The sequence below is a fragment of the Phycisphaeraceae bacterium genome (assembly GCA_019636655.1).
Classification (GTDB): Bacteria; Planctomycetota; Phycisphaerae; order Phycisphaerales; family UBA1924; genus JAHBXB01.
The window spans coordinates 19,360-39,160 of the sequence record JAHBXB010000006.1 but is presented as its reverse complement, the minus strand read 5'-3'; the positions used below and the strand labels follow the sequence as shown (position 1 = coordinate 39,160).

Annotated in this window: 14 protein-coding genes; 3 read left to right on the top strand and 11 right to left on the bottom strand. The window is 66.8% G+C overall.

Annotated features, from left to right (window positions below):
* Window positions 1-26: 26 nt before the first annotated feature.
* From KF745_14165 to KF745_14150, 4 genes are all read right to left on the bottom strand, one after another.
* Complete coding sequence (locus tag KF745_14165; protein MBX3359561.1) at window positions 27-1,088, bottom strand: NAD-dependent epimerase/dehydratase family protein; 1,062 nt, start codon at window positions 1,086-1,088, stop codon at window positions 27-29.
* A gap of 62 nt (window positions 1,089-1,150) precedes the next feature.
* On the bottom strand, window positions 1,151-3,568 hold the full coding sequence (locus KF745_14160; protein ID MBX3359560.1) for a hypothetical protein: 2,418 nt from the start codon (window positions 3,566-3,568) through the stop codon (window positions 1,151-1,153).
* A 241-nt stretch (window positions 3,569-3,809) separates the two neighbouring features.
* Window positions 3,810-5,081, bottom strand: coding sequence for a hypothetical protein (locus KF745_14155; GenBank protein MBX3359559.1), 1,272 nt, complete (start codon window positions 5,079-5,081; stop codon window positions 3,810-3,812).
* A gap of 95 nt (window positions 5,082-5,176) precedes the next feature.
* The gene (locus KF745_14150) at window positions 5,177-6,439 is read right to left on the bottom strand and encodes an ATP-binding protein (protein MBX3359558.1); all 1,263 of its coding nucleotides are present in this window, start codon (window positions 6,437-6,439) and stop codon (window positions 5,177-5,179) included.
* A gap of 166 nt (window positions 6,440-6,605) precedes the next feature.
* On the opposite strand from KF745_14150, the gene KF745_14145 reads away from it, so the two are divergent.
* The gene (locus KF745_14145; protein MBX3359557.1) at window positions 6,606-7,115 is read left to right on the top strand and encodes a hypothetical protein; all 510 of its coding nucleotides are present in this window, start codon (window positions 6,606-6,608) and stop codon (window positions 7,113-7,115) included.
* A gap of 68 nt (window positions 7,116-7,183) precedes the next feature.
* Window positions 7,184-8,038 carry a hypothetical protein gene (locus KF745_14140; GenBank protein ID MBX3359556.1) on the top strand — a complete coding sequence of 285 codons (855 nt, stop codon included), beginning with the start codon at window positions 7,184-7,186 and terminating at the stop codon, window positions 8,036-8,038.
* Between the two features lie 10 nt (window positions 8,039-8,048).
* Here KF745_14140 and KF745_14135 read toward each other — a convergent pair whose 3' ends face one another.
* The 7 genes from KF745_14135 to KF745_14105 all read right to left on the bottom strand — a co-directional run bounded on the left by KF745_14135 (window position 8,049) and on the right by KF745_14105 (window position 18,313).
* Window positions 8,049-8,465 (bottom strand): hypothetical protein, encoded by a 417-nt coding sequence (locus tag KF745_14135; protein MBX3359555.1) that lies wholly within the window; start codon window positions 8,463-8,465, stop codon window positions 8,049-8,051.
* Window positions 8,466-8,508: 43 nt separating this feature from the next.
* Window positions 8,509-8,916, bottom strand: coding sequence for a hypothetical protein (locus KF745_14130; protein MBX3359554.1), 408 nt, complete (start codon window positions 8,914-8,916; stop codon window positions 8,509-8,511).
* A gap of 116 nt (window positions 8,917-9,032) precedes the next feature.
* Window positions 9,033-9,770, bottom strand: a complete 738-nt coding sequence (locus tag KF745_14125) for an FRG domain-containing protein (GenBank protein ID MBX3359553.1) — start codon at window positions 9,768-9,770, stop codon at window positions 9,033-9,035.
* Between the two features lie 519 nt (window positions 9,771-10,289).
* On the bottom strand, window positions 10,290-12,848 hold the full coding sequence (locus KF745_14120; GenBank protein MBX3359552.1) for a hypothetical protein: 2,559 nt from the start codon (window positions 12,846-12,848) through the stop codon (window positions 10,290-10,292).
* Between the two features lie 369 nt (window positions 12,849-13,217).
* Window positions 13,218-14,798 (bottom strand): hypothetical protein, encoded by a 1,581-nt coding sequence (locus KF745_14115; protein MBX3359551.1) that lies wholly within the window; start codon window positions 14,796-14,798, stop codon window positions 13,218-13,220.
* 433 nt (window positions 14,799-15,231) lie between these two features.
* Entirely contained in the window at window positions 15,232-17,385 is a 2,154-nt protein-coding gene (locus KF745_14110; protein MBX3359550.1) for an immunoglobulin domain-containing protein, read from the bottom strand.
* A gap of 58 nt (window positions 17,386-17,443) precedes the next feature.
* Window positions 17,444-18,313 carry a hypothetical protein gene (locus KF745_14105; GenBank protein ID MBX3359549.1) on the bottom strand — a complete coding sequence of 290 codons (870 nt, stop codon included), beginning with the start codon at window positions 18,311-18,313 and terminating at the stop codon, window positions 17,444-17,446.
* A 124-nt stretch (window positions 18,314-18,437) separates the two neighbouring features.
* Here KF745_14105 and KF745_14100 point away from each other — a divergent pair, with 124 nt between their 5' ends.
* On the top strand, window positions 18,438-19,787 hold the full coding sequence (locus KF745_14100) for a hypothetical protein (protein MBX3359548.1): 1,350 nt from the start codon (window positions 18,438-18,440) through the stop codon (window positions 19,785-19,787).
* The last annotated feature ends 14 nt before the right edge of the window (window positions 19,788-19,801 follow it).

The following is a 19,801-nucleotide window of genomic DNA, read 5'->3' as shown; positions in this document are numbered from 1 at the left end:
ATACGGCGGGGGCACGACGGGAGAAGCTACGCGTCGGAGGCACCCGCAAAGACGGAGCGGTACCATGCGACTGTCTCGCCCAGACCCTCGGCGAACCCGACCGCGGGCTCGTAGCCGAGCAGGTCTCGGGCGCGGGAGACATCGGCCAGCGAATGGCGGACGTCGCCGGTCCTCGCCGCCTCAAAGCGGGGTTCGAGGTGGGGCACGCCGCAGAGCTCGGCCATCTTCCTCGCCAGTTCGAGCACGGTGGTGCGAGTGGCGGTGCCGATGTTGACGACCTCGCCGTGGAACTCCCGCTCACTGGCTCCGGCCAGGAGTGTGGCGAGGACGGCGTTGGCGACATAAGTGAAGTCGCGGGACTGGGCGCCGTCGCCCTGGATGCTGACCGGCTCGCCGGCGAGCAGCCGCCTGGCGAACGCCGGGATGACGGCGGCGTACCCGGAATCGCTGGGCTGGCGCGGCCCGAAGATATTAAAGTACCGAAGGCTGACGCCGGAGAGACCAAACGACCTCGACCACGCCTGCACGGCGGTCTCCGCGGCGACCTTGCTGGCCGCGTACGGGGAGAGAGGCGAAGGGGACTCGTGCTCGGTACGGGCGTGGGGCCGCTCGTTGGCGGGGGCGTCCGAGGCGACGCCGCCGTACGCGGAGCTGGAGGCGGCGTTCACAAATCGCCGGACACCGAGGCGGCGAGCGGCCTCGAGGACACGCACGGTGCCCGTAGCATTGACGCTCCAGGCCCGCTGGGGGTTCTCGATTGACTTCTGCACGGACCCGACCGCGGCGAGGTGGAACACCACGGCGGCGGCTGTTCGCCCGGCGCCGCCGGCGAGGGCTTCCTCCACGGCTTCATCGTCGAGCACCGAGCCGTGGACGAAGCGGACGCGGTCGGGGTCGAGGTCGATGAGTTCGGCGACGTGCTCCGCGGTCGAGTTGGAGAGGTCGTCGAGGACGGTCACCGTGGCGCCGACCGAAAGGAGGGCATCCAGGAGGTGGCCGCCGATGAATCCGGCGCCGCCGGTGACACAGACGGCGGCGCCCTCGAGGCGGCGGCGGAGTCGTCCGACGATCTCGGCGGGGAGACGCATGGGGACTCATCTTACCCGCGGACACATCACCCCGCCCCACGACATGCCCTGGCCGACGGGATTCAGCAGGGCGTGACGACCGATTGGAGCCACACGCTGATATACGCCGCGATGTCGGATGGCGAGATCTGGCCGTCGGCGTCGAAGTCGGCATCGGGGTTGTAGTTCGCGAGGCTCGCGGCCCAGATCGCCACGAAACCGGCCACATCCGAGGGGTCGACCACGCCGTCGCAGTTGATGTCGGCCTCGCAGAGGGACAGGCTCGCGGCGGAACTGGGAACAGAGCCGCACGAGCCGGTGACGACGCACCGGTACTCGCCGCGATCGCCGGGCCGGGGGTGGAGGATCCGGAGAGTCGGCGAGGAGGCGCCGGTGATCACAGAGCCGATGCCGGTGGCGCCGTCGAGGAGCGGGGCGCCGTCGCGCTGCCAGCGGTAGGAGATGGGTCCAGCCCCGGAGGCGGCGACGGCGAAGACCGCGTCCTGCGTCCGGCAGCCGGCGACCGAGGCAGGCTCCAAGGTCAGCGTCAGGCACGGGGCCTCGACGAGGAGGCTCTGAACGTTGTAGGCATAGTTATTGAGGATGCGCAGGCGGATGGCGCCGGGGCCCGCGGTAAGCGCGAGGTTGGCGGTCGCGGTCGGGGCGAAGATGGTGCTGGAGCCGGTGAAGGGCGCCCACAGCACGGCGACCTGGCCCGGCCCGGTGGAGACCTGGATCGACGAGGGCGTCTGGTCGGAGCCCATCATGAGGCGGATGGGGTAGATTCCGGACTGGCCGGCGCGGACGGGGAAGTAGTACTCCTGGTTGATCGCGAGCGAGCCAAGGAAAGGTTCTTCGATCGCCGCCGGGAGGTGGTACGCGTGGAAGCGGGCGTCGATCTCACCGGGGATCACCTTGCCGACGGTGGGCGAGGGCGGGCTCGCCGCGAGGATCGAGGAGATGGCGTCGAGTTTCGGGTTGCTGGTGTCGGAGATCGCCTCGACCATGGTGAACGTGCCGTTCTGCGACTGCCAGGTACCGGCGCCCGCGACGTACCACATGAAGAGGCCGCCGCCGGCGCGGGCCCAGTCGTTGAGGTAGTCCTCGCAGATGGTCTGCATGCGCGGGCTGTAGGACGCCGCTCGCTTGGCCTGGATGTAGTCGGGGCCGACGGTGTCCGGGCCGCCTTCGTACGCCAGCAGGCGGAGGCGGTGGAACGAGGCGAGGGTCGAGAGCACCCGCATCTCGCGGGACTGGGCCCAGTAGGAGGCGCTCTTGGCCATCGCGGTCAGGAGCGCATCGGCCTGGTCGGCGATGGTGCCCGACGGGGTGTGCGGGACCACGGCATTGTCAGGGCCGAAATAGGGCGCGCCGGCGATGGCATAGAAATAGTTCGACGGCGGACCGTAGTTGTCTTCGATGAAACTGAGGCCGGTGTCGTGCTGGCCGATGAAACTGATCTGGGCGGCGTAAACGGGGCGGATGCGGCTCATCATCTGATCGGGGCCGAAGACTTCGCGGAAGTCATCCGAGATCTGCTTGAGGCGGAAGGCGACGCGACGCCACGACCAGACCTGCTCATCGGTAAGCCCGTCGTAGCCGTAGGGCGCGACGCCCGAGGTTCCCTCGCGGACGGCCTGCTCCAGGTTCCACACCGCCTGCGGGAGCCCGTAGTTCCACACTTCGTTGCTGTACTCGACGTAAACCTTGAGCTGCGGCTGGAGCCGATTCTGGATCAGCGCCGCGAGCTCGGTCACGTACTCGTCGTCGGCCATGTGCGGGATGTTGACCCACAGGTCCGCCCCGACGCGGTTGCACAGGTCGATGCAGACCTCCCACGGGACGCCTTCGTCGCCGGCGTAGGAGACCGACGAGGTTGTCGCACGATCGGACCAGAGCCTCTCAGGGTCGCCGTTGGTGCGTGTCCAGTCCATGAACCGCAGTGTCCGGAAACGCTGGATGTGATTCAGGAACGGCGTCGTGAATACGGCCGTGTCGGAGTAGCCCGGGCGGATGACGCGGAGGTTGCGGATGCCGTTGACGGTGCCGGTGAACGCGAGGTTGAGGCTGCTGGCGGTAGCCTCCGGGTAGTCGAGCAGCGCGGTGACGACGCCGGTGGCCGGGTTGCGGACGACATCGTGGATGGTGCCGGGGCACACGACGGTCGAGATCGTGGGCGTCGTCACGCACTCGAAGGAGATGCGGTAGGTCCCGCCAAAGCCGGGCTGGCCATCGACGCCGCTCATGAGGACGACGCCGCAGTCGCCGATCGGCCAGCCGTTGGCATCGAGCGGGCTCGACTCGTCCCAGGGCGTGCCGGGGGAACCGAAGGGGCGGGACTGCTTCACGACATCGACGAACGCGTTGTCATACCCGAAGTCGTTGACCTGCTGGAGCCCCGCGCCGACACGACACCCCTCCGGCGGCCCGGCGAAGGCCGCCTCGACGCACCACAACGCGGCGCCGAACAGGATGGTTCGTGCGAGCACAAACAAACGCATGAAAAAGGCCCCATTGCCAGTATCCCCGGGACCACTCACCCTACTGCCAAGGGTGTGGCGGGTCAACGGCTGGCTCATCGGTTTGATGCATTCTCCACGTGCATTTGTGCGGTGGCGCGGCGACCTTGCCTATCTCCGCACAGGGTGGTTGAAGGGCGTCCGAATGACCCGTTCGGGGCATCGGCCCAACCCTCATCTTCACCCGGAGCTGGAAAACTGGGCAATTCTCGGACTCAGGGCCTCAGCACCCGTTCGAGACGCCCGCGAACCAGACGCCGATGAACGTCGCGATGTCCACTGGGTCCACCGCGCCGCTGTGGTCAAAGTCGCCCTCGAGGGTGCCGTTCTGCACGCTGGTGAACCAGACGTTGATGAACGCGCCGATGTCCGCCGGGGCGACCTCGCCGTCGCAGTCGTAGTCGCCGGGACAGCCTTGGCAGATCGAAACCCAGAGCAGGGCCTCATCGCGGCTCGTTAGCGTGTTGTAGCCAAAGCCCGCGATGTAGGTCGTCGATCCCTCGGTCCAGATGCCGCGGGCGTCGGAGGAGCGGAACGTCGCGGGGAGGTAGGCGTGCAGGTCGACCCACGTGGCGGCGGAGCCGCTCCACACGCAGGCGTGGCGGTTGCCGCCGAGCGTGGCGTGACCGGCCTGCTGCACACCGTTGGTGGCGTAGGCCTGCGACTCGGTCGCCCCCTCACCTCCCCCGCCGCCAATGGGGTGCAGGTCCACCCATGACGCCGCGGTGCCGGTCCAGAGGCCGGCGCGGCGCACGCCGCCGATGGTCGCGAAGCCCGCCTGCTGGTTGCCGCTCGCGGCGGAGATGCCCGAGCCGGTCGACCCCGCGGGGTTGAGGTCGACCCACGACTCGGGTGTACCGGTCCACATGCACGCGTGGTCCTCGTTGCCTATGCGGGCGTAGCCGGACTGCTGGGAGCCGGTGGTGGCGTAGACGTAGGACGAGGCCGCGCCGGCGGGGTGCAGATCAACCCAGGTCGCCGCGGAGCCGGACCAGGTGCCCGCGCGGGTGACGCCCGCGATGATCGCGAAGCCCGCCTGCTGCATGATGGGCACTTCGGAGGTGGGGCTCACGGCGTACGCGGCGGAGTCGGTGGCGCCGGCGGGGTTGAGGTCGATCCAAGACGCGGCGGTGCCGGTCCAGAGCCCGGCGTGGGGAAGGCCGGTGTCGAGGAAGACGACGCCCACCTGCTGCGCGCCGTTGGTGGCGTAACAGGTCGATGAGATGGCGGCGGGGAGCGCGGGGTGCAGATCGAGCCAGGTGAGCGCAGAGCCGGACCAGGCGCTGGCATGGAGCGCACCGGCCACCCCGCCGACGCGGGCCCGGCCGACCTGCTCGGCCGCGCTGACACCAAAGGCGCCCGAAGAGGATGCGGAGGCGGGCTGGAGGTTGGTCACGGTCCACTGCTGCGCCGGGGCAGCGGGGGCGAGGAGCGCGATGGAGAGGATCGCGGCGGCGACGGTGCCGGGGCGGACGGGGTAGGCGGGGATGGTCACGGGATCCCTCTCTCTCTCTGGCAGGTGTGGACGTATGAGTCACGGTACCAGAGCGGGAGGGATGTTCAAGAGGGTTGTTGTTTGCGGGGCGTTCGTCAATCTACCGGCCCAGCCGAAGCCGGGGCTCCGCACTCCGGGCATGGTGTAGACAGCGACAGTCCCCCACGGTCGTAGCCGCACATGCGACACATCCCCCGCCCATGAATCGCCCTCTTGAACCAGCCACGGCTCACCACACCGGTGATCGCGGCCGCGCTCAGGATGCACGCCCAGAGCCACCAGCGCGAGTACCACACGCGAACAATCGCGTTGTGACCGTACTGATACAGGTCGAACGTCTGCGCATGGGCACCTCCTGCCAGGAGCTCTGGTGGCACCGGCGGGATGCTGTAGCCCGCGTTGGATATGCCCTCCGCGACGGCCGCTCTCCACGCGACTGCCGATGTCGCGGGCGGGCCCGACTCGGTCGGTTCAATGTCCGTCACCGTCAGGGACCACTCTCGGGTGGTTTTCTCTGGATACCCGGAACTGGTCACGTCCAGTTCGATCATTGCAGTGCCAAGAAGGACTCCAGCGGGCGACTGGTCATCCGGATCGTTTGCATCAACACACCGGCCCACGGCGATGCTGCCGTCGTCAAGCCGAATGAGTTCATAATGCGCCGCCATCTCGGCACCGAGACTTACGACGTCAGACGGGTGGTACCTAAACGCGTCGTGCTCGCCGAGCAGCGGATTGGCAACGAGCACATAGCCACACACGGCGTACGCCAACAGAAAAACAAGGACGAACACGAGCATCGACCGCCGCACAACCGGGACCAACCTGGCGGCGAGACTGGGCCTCGCGCGCTCTTCGGCTTCGTGTGTTTCCATGCACGCGCGCCGCACTTCCCGGTCGTCCATGGCCTCCGCGCCGGCGCCCGTTCGCTTGTAGAACCGCATGTCCTCGCCGGCGTGGCACATATGAGGGGCCGCCCTGCTCTTCTCGGTCGCCAGGAGCAGGACCACTCTTCCGCTGGGCAGTGAAACGACCGCGTGCCGGAGTGACACACGCGGGTGGATGCTCGACTCGGCGCACTGGGTCAGTCGAGCGAGCAGTGCGTCGACTCCGGCGTTCTCGATCCCTTCGCACTCGCTCGCCTGCCCGTCCTTCTCGGCAACGCCGATGATGATGCAGCCGCCCTCGGTGTTCGCAAAGGCAGAGAGATCTCGGCACCACTCGCGGTCTCCCTTGTCGTTCGGCTCGTATGGCTGCGGCTTGAAGCGGAGCACCAGGCGCTCGCGCACACCAGCCGACACCAGGCCGGCGAGGTGTTCGGCGGTGATCTGGCGGATGTTGCCGGCGTCCGGAATCATGCGGAGAGAATACCGTACACCGACCGCCGCATGGCCTCATGTAGCCGCGGGCGGGTGCACGGGGAGCGCGGGCGGGGTCGAACGCGAGGTCAGCCGCGTGCGGTCATCCACGCCAAGCCCAGCAGCGCCGCCAGGGTGGCGACGCCGCGTGCCCTAGCCTTCTTGCATGGCTCGGATCGGCGGGCGAAGGGTGCGACGGATGTATGCCGCGTTGGCGGCGGTCGCGGCCGTGTCCTATGCCGGCCTGTTCCTGGAGTGCTTCTGGAGCCCGCTGCGAGTGACCTCGCCGGTTCTTGTCAGTGTCGGGGTCTGCCGCGGGTGCTTCGTGGTGGAGAGCGATTGGAGGAGTCCCCCACGCGGGTGCATGGGTTACATTCATTCGACGGCCGCGGGTCTGAATCGATCGGGTGTGGCGTGGTGGCCGATCGTCGCGGTGAACACCGTCCGATGCACCGGCATGCTGGCGTGCCCGGTGTGGATCCCGCTGTGCGGCGCGATCGGCATGGCGGTGTGGACGTATCGGCGGCATGCCGCCACTGAGGATCATCTCTGCCAGCGATGCGGGTACGACCTTCGCGGCTTCGGCCACGGCCGCGAGTGCCCGGAGTGCGGGGCGACCGCGGCCGAGGGTACCAGAGCCACCACACCCGACCCACACCTCAAAGCCCGCAGGTAAGAGTCCGTCGATCACGTTGTGACCATCTTGATACATGTCGGACATCCGAATATTGCTAGCCTCACTGCATGGCTGGCAACAGCGGTCGGCGTCTGTGGCTCATGTACGTCGTCCTCGCGGTTACGTTGGTTGTTTCGTGCATCAGTTTTCCCCTGGTGTGTTCCTGGTATCCGTATCTGCCCGGACGCCTCCCTCTTCGTGTCGGCGCGGGGTTCGAGCGTGGGAGCATCTCGGTCGGAATCCTGGCCGACGGACCGCGTCCCGTTCGGCAGTTCGGTCCATGGCCAAGCGGTGCTCTCCGCTCGTCGCTTGACTACTGGGGGCCACCACCCGGCAATCTCTGGTGGCCGAAGTTCGAGTGGCGGTGTTCCCCATCCATTCTCGGCCCCAGCGACTTCCAGACCATGACGCTGTACTGCCCCACGTGGATCCCGCTGGGCGCGGCGATCGCCGCGACGGTGTGGATGCGGCGGTGGGGCGAGGGCAGGGATGCCTTCCGGTGCCGGCGATGCGGGTACGACCTCCGCGGCCTTGACCGCGGCTGGGCGTGTCCGGAGTGCGGAACGGCGCCGCGGGGGTCCGGCGCGGGCGGGGAAGACCTCCCCGGTCATCGGGCGGCGCCGCGCTGGCTCGCCCTCTGGACGCTCCCGATCGCCTCTGGCATCGCGGGGTGCGTGGCCGCGTACATGATGATCACGGCCGCCGCGGACTGGAGGCACGCGGCGACGCTGGCGCTCGGAGCCCCGATCGCGTTCCTCTTCTTCAACCTGACGCTGACCCTGATCATCACGATCGCCACGCGGACGACCCGCCGCGCGGCGGACGCCCTGGCGGCCGCCACCGGCGTGGGGGTGATGACGCTGATTGCGGTCTCCCTGGTTGGTTACACGGCGATGTGCACGTTCACCGAGCGCTGGCACTGAGGCTCGCCGCTCACCAGCCGACGAATCTCGCGGCCAAGGCGAAGTAGCCGGCAACGAACGTCACGCCCCCAGTGCCCAGGGCGGTCGCCAGAATGATCCCCTTCTCACGAAACGACCGCGTGAGGACCGCGGTCCCGGCGGTCACGAGCATGCTGCCGACGGCGAAGACGGGGGGAATGAGCATGCCCCAGCGCTCGCCCTTGCCGAAATACTGAACCGCAAACCCCGTCACGAAAACGACCATTGGCAGGGCCCAGAGCCAGAGCCAGCGCGGGGGCGGGCGCGACACGGGGCTTTCCCGCTCCGTGGATCCGCACTCGGGGCAGGGGGCATCGGGGGCGAGGCCCCTGAGGGGGTACTTGCACTTCGCGCAGCGCTGGTGCGAGGAGACACCGGGCGGCGGGGGCGGAGCGGCGGTGTCGGTCATCGTGGCGGCAGCATACGGGCGAGATCGAACAGAGGCTCGCAGTTCACCAACCGGCGAATCTCGCACCCATGGCGAAGCCAACGGCAAGGAACGTTGCGCTCGCCGCACCCACGGCGGCCACCGCGAGGGCGATCTTGTCGCACGATGGCCGGGCGATGATCACCGTCGCGACGGTCACGAGCGCGTTGGCGATGGCGAGCACGGCGGGAAGAAACGGGTGCGGGAAAAAGAAGTACGCGACTGCGCAGCCCGCCACGAGGGTGGCTACCGGCAGAGCCCAGAGCCAGAGCCACCGCGGAGGCGGGCGCGACACGGGGCTTTCCCGCTCCGTGGATCCGCACTCGGGGCAGGGGGCGTCGGGGGCGAGGCCCCTGAGGGGGTACTTGCACTTCGCGCAGCGCTGGTACGGGGAGACACCGGGCGGCGGCGGCGGAGCGGCAGAGGCGGTCATCGTGGCGGCAGCATACGGGTGATGCGGAGGTGCACCGTGCCCCCCAACCCCCCCACCCCCCGAGGGCCTGGCCGACATTGGACCGCATGCCCTCTGGTTGGTACCTACCCAGACGCTCATCCGCCGCCCGCATCACGAACCACACCATTCTCGCTCGGAACCGCCGCAATCGCTGCCTTCGTTGGTTTGGTCGCAGCCGCACGGTCGAGTGGAGCAATCGGATTCATGCTAACTGCCAGCTCTCGAGCGAGAGCCCCTAGGTCTGGGAAAAGGACGCTTGCCCTTGCACCGAGCATGGTCGCCAGTTCTCGCAAGCCAGCTTTCATTTCGTGAGGGATAATGATTTGAGCAACGAAGTCACCTGCATCAGGTCGTTCGCACAGCTTGGATGCCGAGCCATGAAGCGTAAATCGGCTCAACTGCATCATCATCCGGGCATCGCACTCGGTTGGAAGTACTGGGTATACAACCTCTGAATTATTCTTATAGTTAAAAGCGTCCCCCAAGAGTTTATCCACATCGGTGTCGTGCATCATCCTAACCCGTCCGGCTTGCCCCGACATTGACTCATTCAGCTTCCCGGGTGACAACAACCAGATCGCCCCGTCCTTGTCGTCGTGACTGCAATCCTCCACAGCGAAATACATCGCCGTGAGCAACGAACCAGTCCAATCCAGCAACCTCGTCGGCAATCCATAGTGCTGCATCAGGCTGAGCCAGCTTCCGTGATCACCGACCGACGGACAGTTTGCATGCCGCGGCGGAGCGGCCAGCTTAAACCTCCAGCACATGTCGGACTCGTAGTCCGCAGACCGACCCAGCCGCACCTCCGCACGGAAGACCTTTGGCAGCAATGCCCAATCGGAGCAAGCATGACCTCGGAACCAGAGTTCCCCTTGTCGGGAGTCCATCCTCTCGCCGTGCTTCAAGACCAACTGAACTAGGTGCTCAACCGGCGACATGGACGACAGGAATGAACATTGGACTAAGGGGTGCATCTCGAAATGCTAGGTGCCGGGATGGGCCATCGGGCCCGAGTCCACTCCCCCCCCACCCCAGTCGGCGGAGCGGCCTGGCGCGGCCAGCAGCGCCCCGTGACACCCGGCCGCAGCGCGCTGTGCCCCGTCGCGGGTCCATGTAGAATTCCCCGCCGGCTGGGGTGTGGGCGGCCAAACGGCGGGGGTTCCGGGTCTTCCCTCAGCCCACTCCCCCAAACTCCGGCTCGCCAGCATCTCCGCCCCTCATCCCTCCAAACCCGCCCGGAACAACTCCGAATCCTGGCGAAACAACTCCTGCGCCGGCCCATATCAGACGTTCTTCAACCACCCCACAGAGTCGTGTGCTCTGCCGCCGCGGGAATGGGGACCTGGGGTTTAGCAGCCGTTGCTCACGGCCGCGAACCAGGCTCCGATGAAGCCGCCGATGTCGGCTGGTTCGACGACGCCGTTGCCGTCAAAGTCACCTGGAGCGGGAGGCGGCGTGCCGTTCTGAATGCTAGTGAACCATGCGTTGATGAAAACGGCGATGTCGGTGGGTGAGACCTCTCCATCGCAGTTTGCATCCGCCGTGCAGAGCGTGAGCATCGCCGGGGTGCTGGTCGCGGTACCGCACGCGTTCGTGACAACGCAGTCGTAGGACGCGACGTCCGCCGCGGAGACGGCAGGGATTGTGAGGGTCGCCCTCTCCGCCGTTGGATTGACGGCAAGGTCGATCGGAACAGTGTTCTTTCTCCACCGGCACGTGAATGGGCCCGCGGCGGATGTCGTGATGGAGAGCGTGGCCTGGCCGCCCGGGCACGCGGTGATCGGCGAAGGCGACGCGGTGATGCCCGGGACGTCGGCGCACGGGCGAAGGGTCATGAGGCACACACTCTGGCTCTGCACCGAGAGGCCAGACGTTTGACCATGGACGTATCCGTAGCCGAGCATGGACCCAAGCCCGTACGAGGTCGTGGCGCTCCAGAGTTGGCTCCAGCCCGAGTCGCCGAGGCCGACGGTGATGAGTTCACGCAGGTCTGTGAAGCCAATGTCCGGGCGGAAGGCAAAGGCACGCGTTTCGCCCGAGCCGACGCCGCCCGCGAAGTAGGTGTACGAGCCGAGCAGAAAGCCGTCCTCGGTAAGGACCCTTGGTATGGAGTACTTGTAGTTGTCTGTCGTGCGAACGCTGCCGACAATCGGCGTGGTGAGCCCGGTGGCGGGGTCGTAGTACCAGGCGACAAGTCCGCTGTTGGTGTTCACGCCGCTGATCCGCATTGAGTACCCAACCGTTTGTCCGGCGGAATTCAGAGACACCACACTGCTCAACTGGTATCCCGCGCTCCCGGTAAACTCGGGGTCAGTCAGCCCGACCTGTCGTGTCGTCATTCCATCCCATATCCAGGCATCCTCTCCATTGGACGTGTTCACACCGAGGTACCGCCGCGAGGTTCCCGCGGCCTTGTCCGCCGTAGGCGTCAGCAGGTAGTAATAAGGATCGCTGTATCGGTACCCCTCGCTGCCCGTGTGGGCCTCTCCGGCAAGTCCGAGGCGATGAGTGGTTACACCGTCCCAGATCCACGCATCACTTCCGTTGTTCGTCGCCACGCCGCTCACACGAATGGCATACCCACGCACCCGCCCGTTCTCACTTATTCCTAATACTGAGTTATTCTGGTACCCCTCGCTCCCGATGTAGTCGGCGCCTGTGAGCCCGATCTGCCGCGTCTCGGCACCGTCCCACAGCCACGCGTCCCAGGCGTATGTGCCGCCGGGAAGCTCTCGCCCTGACGCGCCGGCGACCTGCCCGGACTCGGTCAGCTTGGAAGCAACTCCATGCCGATAGCCCGCGCCCTCGAGGCCGATGCGAGTGGTCGTGCCGCCGCTCCAAAACCAGGCGGTGCTCCCAACTTCTGTGTTCACGCCGGTGTACAGGTATGACCTGCCGATGATCTGACCGGCCTCGTTCTGAGCTTGCAAAGTGCTCCGCTGATAGCCCGCGCTGCCGACGTATCCTTCGCCTGTGAAACCGATCTGCTGCGTGGTGGAGCCGTTCCAGACCCAGACATCATAACCGTTGGCTGTGTTCAAGCCGGTAATTCGATTGGTGTATCCTGCAACCTGCCCGGCCGCATTCAGCAACTGCGGCTCGCTGTGCCGGTAGCCCCCGCTGCCCTGGTACGGCACGCCAGCGAGGCCGATCCGCTGCGTTGACTGACCGGTCCACACCCAGGCATCATCCCCATTGGAACCCACCAATTTCGACGTCCCAGCGACCTGGCATGCGGGGTTTCCCAGCATTGCGACGCTGTACCGGAACCCCGTAATGGGATGGGTGTGCTCGGCATCAACGAGCCCGATCTGCACGGTCGAATCGCCGGTCCACACCCAAGCGTCCTGGCCGTTCTCTGTCCTTCCCGCTCCGGTATAGAGGTAGGAATAGCCCGCAAGGCACCACACCGGCCGGTAATAGGATGTATCAAACTCGAAGAAGCCGCTGGTGCGAGTCCCGAAGGACCCGGTGTAATCCTGACCAAATAGCCCAATTTGCCGAGTGGCCGAACCATCCCATACCCACGCATCGCGCCCGTCCGGCACGGCCCGCCCTAGATTGTACTGGCCGCTGGTCCCGGCCACGAGATTGGCAGGGTTGTTCGGTGTATCTGCAAAGAAACTACTGGTTTGGTGTATCGTAGCAGAAAGGTAGATACCGCCGGTCAGTCCAACCTGCCGCGTACCCATGCCGGGGGTGTAGACCCACAAATCCTGACCCTTTGCAGTGTCCACGTACATGACGCGAGTGGACATCCCCAGGATCCGACCGTCGGCGGGTGGGGTGACCGAGTGCACCGAGGTTCTCTGCACCCCAGTGCTGCCGGTGTACCCCGGTCCAAACAGCCCCAGACGCTCGATCGAGTAGTCCTTGTAGTTAGGAACCCACTGGGCGATGGCGGGCATGGAGACACTCGCGGCGAAGCCCACGCTGAAGAGCCATCGCAAGTGGAAGGGGGGGCAAACCAGGGGCCTTGCTAACGTTTGTGAGCACCTCGTCGCCATGTCATCGTTCCTCAAGTTCGACTCCGCGATCTTGATTAAGGTGGCCACCGACACTCGTCTAGGGCCCGGATGCAGGCAGACAACATAGTGCCGGATGACTTTTCATTCAAGGCCTATTTTCATTATCCGTTCGGATCCGCGATGCAGCGCGAAACGAAGAGGGCCCGGCGAGCGATCCTCGCCGGGCCCTTTTGTTCCTTCGCCGACCGCAGCCGCCCATTCACGCGGCCGCGCGATTCCCCAGCCCCCGCCAAGGCGGGGGAGGGGGGGTTAGCAGCCGTTGGAGACGGCGTCGAACCAGGCGTTGATGAAGGTGGCGATATCGGCGGGCTCGATGATGCCGTTGCCGTCGAAGTCGCCCGCGAGGTCCGGCGGGTTGTTGAGGCTGTTGAACCAGGCGTTGATGAAGGTGGCGATGTCGGTGGGGTCGACGGTGCCGTTGCCATCGAAGTCCGCCGGGCAGGTGCCGACGTTGATGCGGATCAGCGAGTAGGGCGTGCCGGAGCCGCCGTTGTAGTCGGCCCCGCCGGCCGCCTCGGTGCGGAGCTGGGCGATGACGTAGACGGTCTTGTCCGGGGCGATGCCGATGATGTTGGAGCCGCTGCCGGAGAAGGCGGCGAGCGCGGTGTTGGCGCGGCCGATGTAGACGGTGTCGCCGTTCACCGAGACGGGGTCTCCCTCGCGGAGGACGACCTCGCCGTTGACGACGATGACGTCATCGAAGGCGGGGTCGGCGTTGTCGGACTTGCCGGCGATGACGTAGTCGCCGTTGCTGTTGCCGGAGATGGTGAGGAAGGTGCCGCCCCAGTTGCTGCCGCCGCCGATGGGGTCGCCGGTCTTGGCGATGACGGTGCCGTTGCGGACGGCGAAGGCGCCGCCGGAGTAGGCGCCGCGGGCGTACCAGTCGTTGTTCGAGGCGACGCTGGTCTGGTTGATGCCGGTGACGGAGATCGTGTCGCCGGGGATGGTCTGGCCGACCTGGAGGCGGACCTGGCCGTCGACGACGACGGCGTCAGGGTCGGCGGGGATGTTGGTGCCGTTGCCGTCCTGGTCCGGGCGGGCGCGGACGACCGTGCGCGTGCCGTCGGGGGAGGTCCAGAAGAGCGAGATCGTGCCGGTGGAGGCGATGTCGGTGATGAGGATCGAGCCGACGCCGGTGATGGGCGTCACGCTGTCGAGGCGGGCCTGGAGGTACTTCACCTTGTCGTAGGCCAGTCCGGGCCGGCGCGTGGTCGAGATGTTGCCGATGGTGGTGTCGTGGGTGCCGATCCGGCCGTCGTTGAGCAGGTGGACGGTGCCGACGGAGTTGCCGAGGATCTCATCGCCGGAACTGCCGACGGGGTTGTCGACCATGCCGGTGTAGAGATCGCCCATCTGGAAGCGGAGTTCGCCGACGTCCGCGGAAGAGAACCGAAGAACCTTCTGGAAGACCGAGGCGACGCCGCCGCGGGCCCGGAGCGCGATCGCCCACTCGTTGTTCTGGTTGAAGGGGTACATGTTCGAGGTGGAGATGAAGTCGACGATCTCGCCGCCGACGGCGCCGGGGAAGGGTCGGCCGTCCTGGAGGATGACCGATCCGGCTCCGCCCGAGCCGAGCATGAGCAGGTTGTCGGCCGTGGTGGCCTGCGTCGAGGTGCCCTTGAGCAGCCACTTGGAGCCGTCGGGGCTGAGCCAGAACTCCAGCATGGTGTTCCACGCAGTGGCGGCGGGAGAGCCGTCGTTCTCCTGAGCTCCGGGGATCGCAGAGGTCGCGCCGACGCGGCTGTAGAGCACGTCGACATCGGGCACGCCGGCCATCGCGCCCGCCGCGAACATCAACGAGGCCGCCCCCATGCACACGCGAGTCTTCATCTGGGAATCTCCTGCTGAGTTTGAAACGTCAAACGACACCGCAGCCGCGAACAGCCTGCCGCACCCCGTCACGAGTCAACACCCCCTCCGTCCCATCCTCCTGCGTCCCCTCGCCCATACCTCCTGCGTTTCCGTTCCAACCGGGCGCGCACGCCATGAGGCGCGCCCGATGGGAGCCTCTGTCCTCGTCCAGCCTAATGGGATGTCGCGAGTTGTCAAACCCTTCCCGGCAAACACGGCTGCGGCCTGGATTTCGCGGGCCTCGCAGAGGCCGACAACTCCGTTCGCAAACTGATTGCAGACTGGGGCTTCCCCTCGCACACGGCGATGACCTGAGAGCGAGGCCGCGGATGGGCCGCTCAAAAAAGAACTCCCCTCGCCTGGGCGCGGGGGGAGTCGTGCAACACAGATTCACCCGTCTCCAGCGGGGCTGTCAGCACCCGTTGGTCAGTGCCGCCACCCAGGCGCTCACGAATGTCGCGATGTCCGCGGGCTCGACGGTGCCGTTGTGGTCGAAGTCGCCACCCAGGTCGGGCGGGTTCGTGAGGCTGAAGAGCCACGCGTTCACGAACGCGGCGATGTCGGTCGGCTCGATCGAGCCGTTGCCGTCGAAATCGGCCGGGCAAGGCGTGCCGATGGTCAGTGTGGCGGGGCTGCTGATCGTGCTGCCGCAGGGGTTTGTCAGGACGCAGTCGTACGTCCCGGCATCCGATTCGGCCGCGCTACTGATCGCGAGTGTGGCCAGCTGCGCTGCCGGGATCGGAACGCCGTTGCGACGCCACTGGTGGCGGATGGGGCCGGTGCCGGAGGATCCGACGGTGAACGACACGGGATCACCGGCCAGAACAGCCTGCGTCGCGGGAGGTGCTGTCTGGGCCGGCGCTTGGCAGGGCACGGACGGGGCGGTGGTGAAGATCCCCTCCGAGCCGCCCGCGAAGATGATCCGCACCGCGATATCCCCCTGGTCATTGAACGCCGTGGCAAGGCTGCCGCCGGTAGCCGCGGTATTGAAGACCGGGTCGATCTGGGAGATGAACCGTACGTCAGAGCCATCGCCGTACAGGTCGAGCGTGGTGAACTCCTTGACCACCGGCGCCAACGTGCCGTCCGCCTGCTCGATCCAGATGGCCTGTGTGAAATCGTTGTGCTGGGTGATGAACGCGACGCGCCCGGCCGCGTTGACCCAGAACCGGCTGAACTCGCCGAAGTTGAGGCCGTCATAATCCGGCCCGGAACCGGCCGGAACCGGTGAGCCCTCCCGGACGACGAGCCGGAGATTGCCGGGCAGCCCCGTGGTGGTTGATCGGGTGGACCAGATCCCGGTGTCGTTCCCGGCGCCGACGCCGGCGCTCTGCAGCAACTGCCCGCGGATCACCACGACGTTGTTGTCGGCCAGGGCTGAACTAAGGACAAACTGGGCGTTGGTATTGAAGACGACACCGGCTGGGGTGCCCGGGGCCGGACCGCCGCTGAGGGCGACCAGTTGGAGCGGGCCGAACCTTGCATCAGACCAGAACCCGCCGGAGGCCCCCGGGCCGCCCTCGTTCAGATCTGCGGCGAACGCGATCCTCCCGGCTGAGTTCAGGTGGAAGTTCAACAGGCTCCAGACGCTCGAGAACACGGCGGCCGTACCCGGCGCGATCGTGATACTGGGGATGAAGATGCGGTGAAGCGGACCAACACCCGGAACACCGAACCCGCTCCCGTCCAACGCGCGGTTGGTCCAGGGCTGAAGCCCGCCCGCGACGTCGGTCAGCCGGACGGTGAGGAAAGCGCCGGAGTCGTTGATTCGCGGATTGCTGCAGCCGGTGAAGTGGATGGTCTGTGTGCCGTCGGTCCAACTGTCGCCGCCGCGGTAGTGCTTGGCGAGGGGGCCGCCGACGTCGGAGTACACACCGAAGAGCGGGTTGAACTGCGGAGCGGGCGGGTTGAAGTCCCGCACGAAGCACCGCAGGGCCGTCTCGCCGAGGCGGTTGAGCGCCCAGCCGTTATTGCCCCACGGATCGCCCTCAAGATTGGTCCCGCCGAAAACAATCGGCGGACTGGTCTCGGGAACAATCGTCACGCCTTCGCGGATCAGCGCCATGGGCCAGCCGGACCGCTCAGAGAAGGTGCCCTCGTCCATGCCCACGCTGGAGTCGTTCCCGCCGATCATGGACTGGAACGTCACCGCCCCCGTGTCACAGATCTGCGGCGCCCTAAAGAACTCGCCGAAGGTGTAGCCGGCGGCCAAACCAGGGACCGCGTCGCCACGGCGGGCCACCAGAGAAAGGACCGATCCGCCGCGCGCCGCCCAGATGCCCGAGCCGTTTGCGGTGGTGATACCGGGGCCCCCGAGCACGCCGCCGAACACGACGGCGCCCGTCCCGCTGATGGAGGGTCCGGCCGGGAGGAAGGTGCCGAACTCGGGATGTACGGTTTTGATCAACTGCATCGAACTGAACGTGATACCGGGTCCCAGCCCGGGGCCGAGCGGGCCCGAGGTACCTGTCAGCGCGACGGGGCGCAGCGGCCCTACGGCCAGGCACACGGGCGCGACCACAGTGGCGGCCGCGAGAATCATGACTTGCTGGTGCTGAGGACGCATGGCGGACTCCAGGCCCCACGGCGCAGTGTGTTCAATCTGGTGGTCGGACGATCAAGATCTACCGGCGGCGCCGCCCAGCGAGAACCGCTCCCGCAAGGAGCAGCCCCGCGACCCCGCCCGGCGCCGGGACGACGAATGCAAGGCCGGTGGTATTCACCGCGGCGGCCCCTCCCGCGAAAACGAACGTTGCCGCGCCGGTGCTGAGATTGACGGTGAACACGTCCCCGTTGTTGGAGTTGACGGTGTATCCCGTGCCGGTATCGTCGAAGCGGAGGGCCTTGAATCGGTTGGATCCCTGGCCGAACGACCCGATGAGCGAAGCGGTCCCTGTCTGCAGGTTCATGCTCATGAGCGAGTAGTTGATCGTCCCTTCGATCGCGCTGCCCATGTCAACAATGCCGTATGCCAGCCCGGTGGTCGGGTTCACGGCGAGCGCTTCGACGTAGCTCCGCAGGCCGTTGAAGATGCCTGCGGTGTCCACGAACGCGCCGGTCGTCACGTCAAGCGTGCCGAGGTGTCCGTCGGAGTTGCGGTTGCTGTAGAACAGCCCGTCCGCTGGGCGGTACGCGATGTTGGCGTGCCTGCGAGCGGTGGCACTGCTCATCGACGCCGAGAGCAGCGCGCTGCCCGTCGCCAGGTTTGTAATCCGGTAGACCTCGTTGAAGTTGGTCGGAGGAAAGACGCCGTCGCTGAATCCTCGGACCGCGTACAGCTGCCCGTTCCCGCCGAACTCCAAGTCTTCGAACCCAGTCGGACTCGTCGGTCCGACCTGGATGTTCCCAATGGTCGTCACCGTGTGCGCCGACATATCGAACCGCGTAAGGACGCCGGTTGTGGTGACACCATAGAACTGCGAGGCCTCAGCCCCGCTCGCCATCAAACTGGAAATGGCGACCACGCCGACACATAGACCGCGCTTGATGTCCATAAGCCGTCTCTCTCCTCCCCCGGCTGGGGCCGGGAATGATCTCTCAGTCACTTTCTCAGTGACTCTCTGAGAGAATACTGCCATTTGCCGCCCCGTCAAGTAGAATGTTGGTGGAGGACGCGAAATGACCACCCAGAATGGAGAACGCCAGCCGAGAGCGGGCGCGCGGCGGGCCATGTCCACCACGAGAGCGCCGGGCACCGAGCGGCTCACCGAAAAGGAGCAAGCCTGGGCTGCCAATGTCGGGCGGCGCCTGCAGGCCGAGTTCTCTGCACTGGTCAGCGAGCTTCCGGCGCACGAACGAACCGGGCCCGGCCTCGAACGGCTCCTGGGAGTCCATCGGGCGATCGCGTACCGGGTCATCTCGGCCCTGGCGGCGACCGACGACATCGAGGTTCTGAACCGCATCCCGGGAGTTGAGGGGTTGCGGAAGTGCGTCGTCGGGGCTCGGGGAAAGCTGGGGGCGGATTCCGAGGCGGTGCTTGCGGGCGCGGCCTCGGCCATTGAGGACTTTCAGGAGTTGATCCGGGCGGGTGGCGGCAGCCATGCGAGGCTTGTCGCTCGAATCGGCGCGACGAAAGGGAACCTTGCGAAGGGCCACGTCGCGGCGCCGCCCGGGCGGCGCGAGGATGTCCGACGGGCGATGCACGAGGCGGTCCAGGTGCTCGCGGGGCGCAGCGTCGTTGCGCGCACGAGCGTGTCCATCATTCGGCCGCGGCCCGATTCGCCCGGCGAACTCGAGTATGTCCATGCCCGCGCGCACATCGGGTTCCGCGCCGTCGCCGGCGGCCTGCCGCTGGTGCTGTCGTCATGGGTGACGCAGCAGGACAACGTGAGCGGGCGGCTGCCCGGCCTGGAATACTGCGACCTGAAGGGCTCGCTGCTGGAGGGCCGCGGTACGACCGGCTTGCTCGATGCGTTCTGCTCCTCGCCCCTCCCGATCGTCACCTCGCGCGATACGACGGGTCGGCTGATCCAGGTGCTCGACCACCTGCACGCTGAACCAGGCGCCTCGATGGATGCGGTCATGGCGTACCGCCTCCCGAGGGTGGGGCCGATTCCGCAGCACGACGACCCGCCGGTCTTCCTGCAATCGACCAACCTGTCGGTTCCTGCCGAGCGCCTCGTGGCGGACCTGTACGTCCACCGATCGCTCGCGAGCGGCTGCACGCCCTCTCTCCATCTGTACCTTGGCCGGGGGACGGGAGGGTGCGACCTGATCGACCGCTGGCACGAGCAGATCGATGGCGCCCCCCTGCTGAGCCTGCTGGGGACGGGGCTGGGCAACGCGCACTCGGACGCGTGGGAACGCCATGCCGAGATGACCCGGCACGTGTTCGACCAGCTGGGATGGGATCCGCGCGAGTACGTCGGCTTCCGCGGCGACGAAACATGGCCGCTGTGGAACTGCGACTACGTCACGGCGCTGGACTACCGCGTGCGCGCCGATGAGGGAGCCCAGTCGCCAGCCTGACGCCGGACCCATCG

Excerpts from the sequence above, each read along its gene's own strand:
- KF745_14165 (MBX3359561.1), bottom strand. The coding sequence starts at position 1,088 with ATGCGTCTCCCCGCCGAGATCGTCGGACGACTCCGCCGCCGCCTCGAG.
- KF745_14120 (MBX3359552.1), bottom strand. The coding sequence starts at position 12,848 with ATGCCCGCCATCGCCCAGTGGGTTCCTAACTACAAGGACTACTCGATC.
- KF745_14105 (MBX3359549.1), bottom strand. The coding sequence starts at position 18,313 with ATGGACATCAAGCGCGGTCTATGTGTCGGCGTGGTCGCCATTTCCAGT.
- KF745_14145 (MBX3359557.1), top strand. The coding sequence starts at position 6,606 with ATGGCTCGGATCGGCGGGCGAAGGGTGCGACGGATGTATGCCGCGTTG.
- KF745_14160 (MBX3359560.1), bottom strand. The coding sequence starts at position 3,568 with ATGCGTTTGTTTGTGCTCGCACGAACCATCCTGTTCGGCGCCGCGTTG.
- KF745_14140 (MBX3359556.1), top strand. The coding sequence starts at position 7,184 with ATGGCTGGCAACAGCGGTCGGCGTCTGTGGCTCATGTACGTCGTCCTC.
- KF745_14110 (MBX3359550.1), bottom strand. The coding sequence starts at position 17,385 with ATGCGTCCTCAGCACCAGCAAGTCATGATTCTCGCGGCCGCCACTGTG.
- KF745_14135 (MBX3359555.1), bottom strand. The coding sequence starts at position 8,465 with ATGACCGACACCGCCGCTCCGCCCCCGCCGCCCGGTGTCTCCTCGCAC.
- KF745_14150 (MBX3359558.1), bottom strand. The coding sequence starts at position 6,439 with ATGATTCCGGACGCCGGCAACATCCGCCAGATCACCGCCGAACACCTC.
- KF745_14130 (MBX3359554.1), bottom strand. The coding sequence starts at position 8,916 with ATGACCGCCTCTGCCGCTCCGCCGCCGCCGCCCGGTGTCTCCCCGTAC.
- KF745_14115 (MBX3359551.1), bottom strand. The coding sequence starts at position 14,798 with ATGAAGACTCGCGTGTGCATGGGGGCGGCCTCGTTGATGTTCGCGGCG.
- KF745_14100 (MBX3359548.1), top strand. The coding sequence starts at position 18,438 with ATGACCACCCAGAATGGAGAACGCCAGCCGAGAGCGGGCGCGCGGCGG.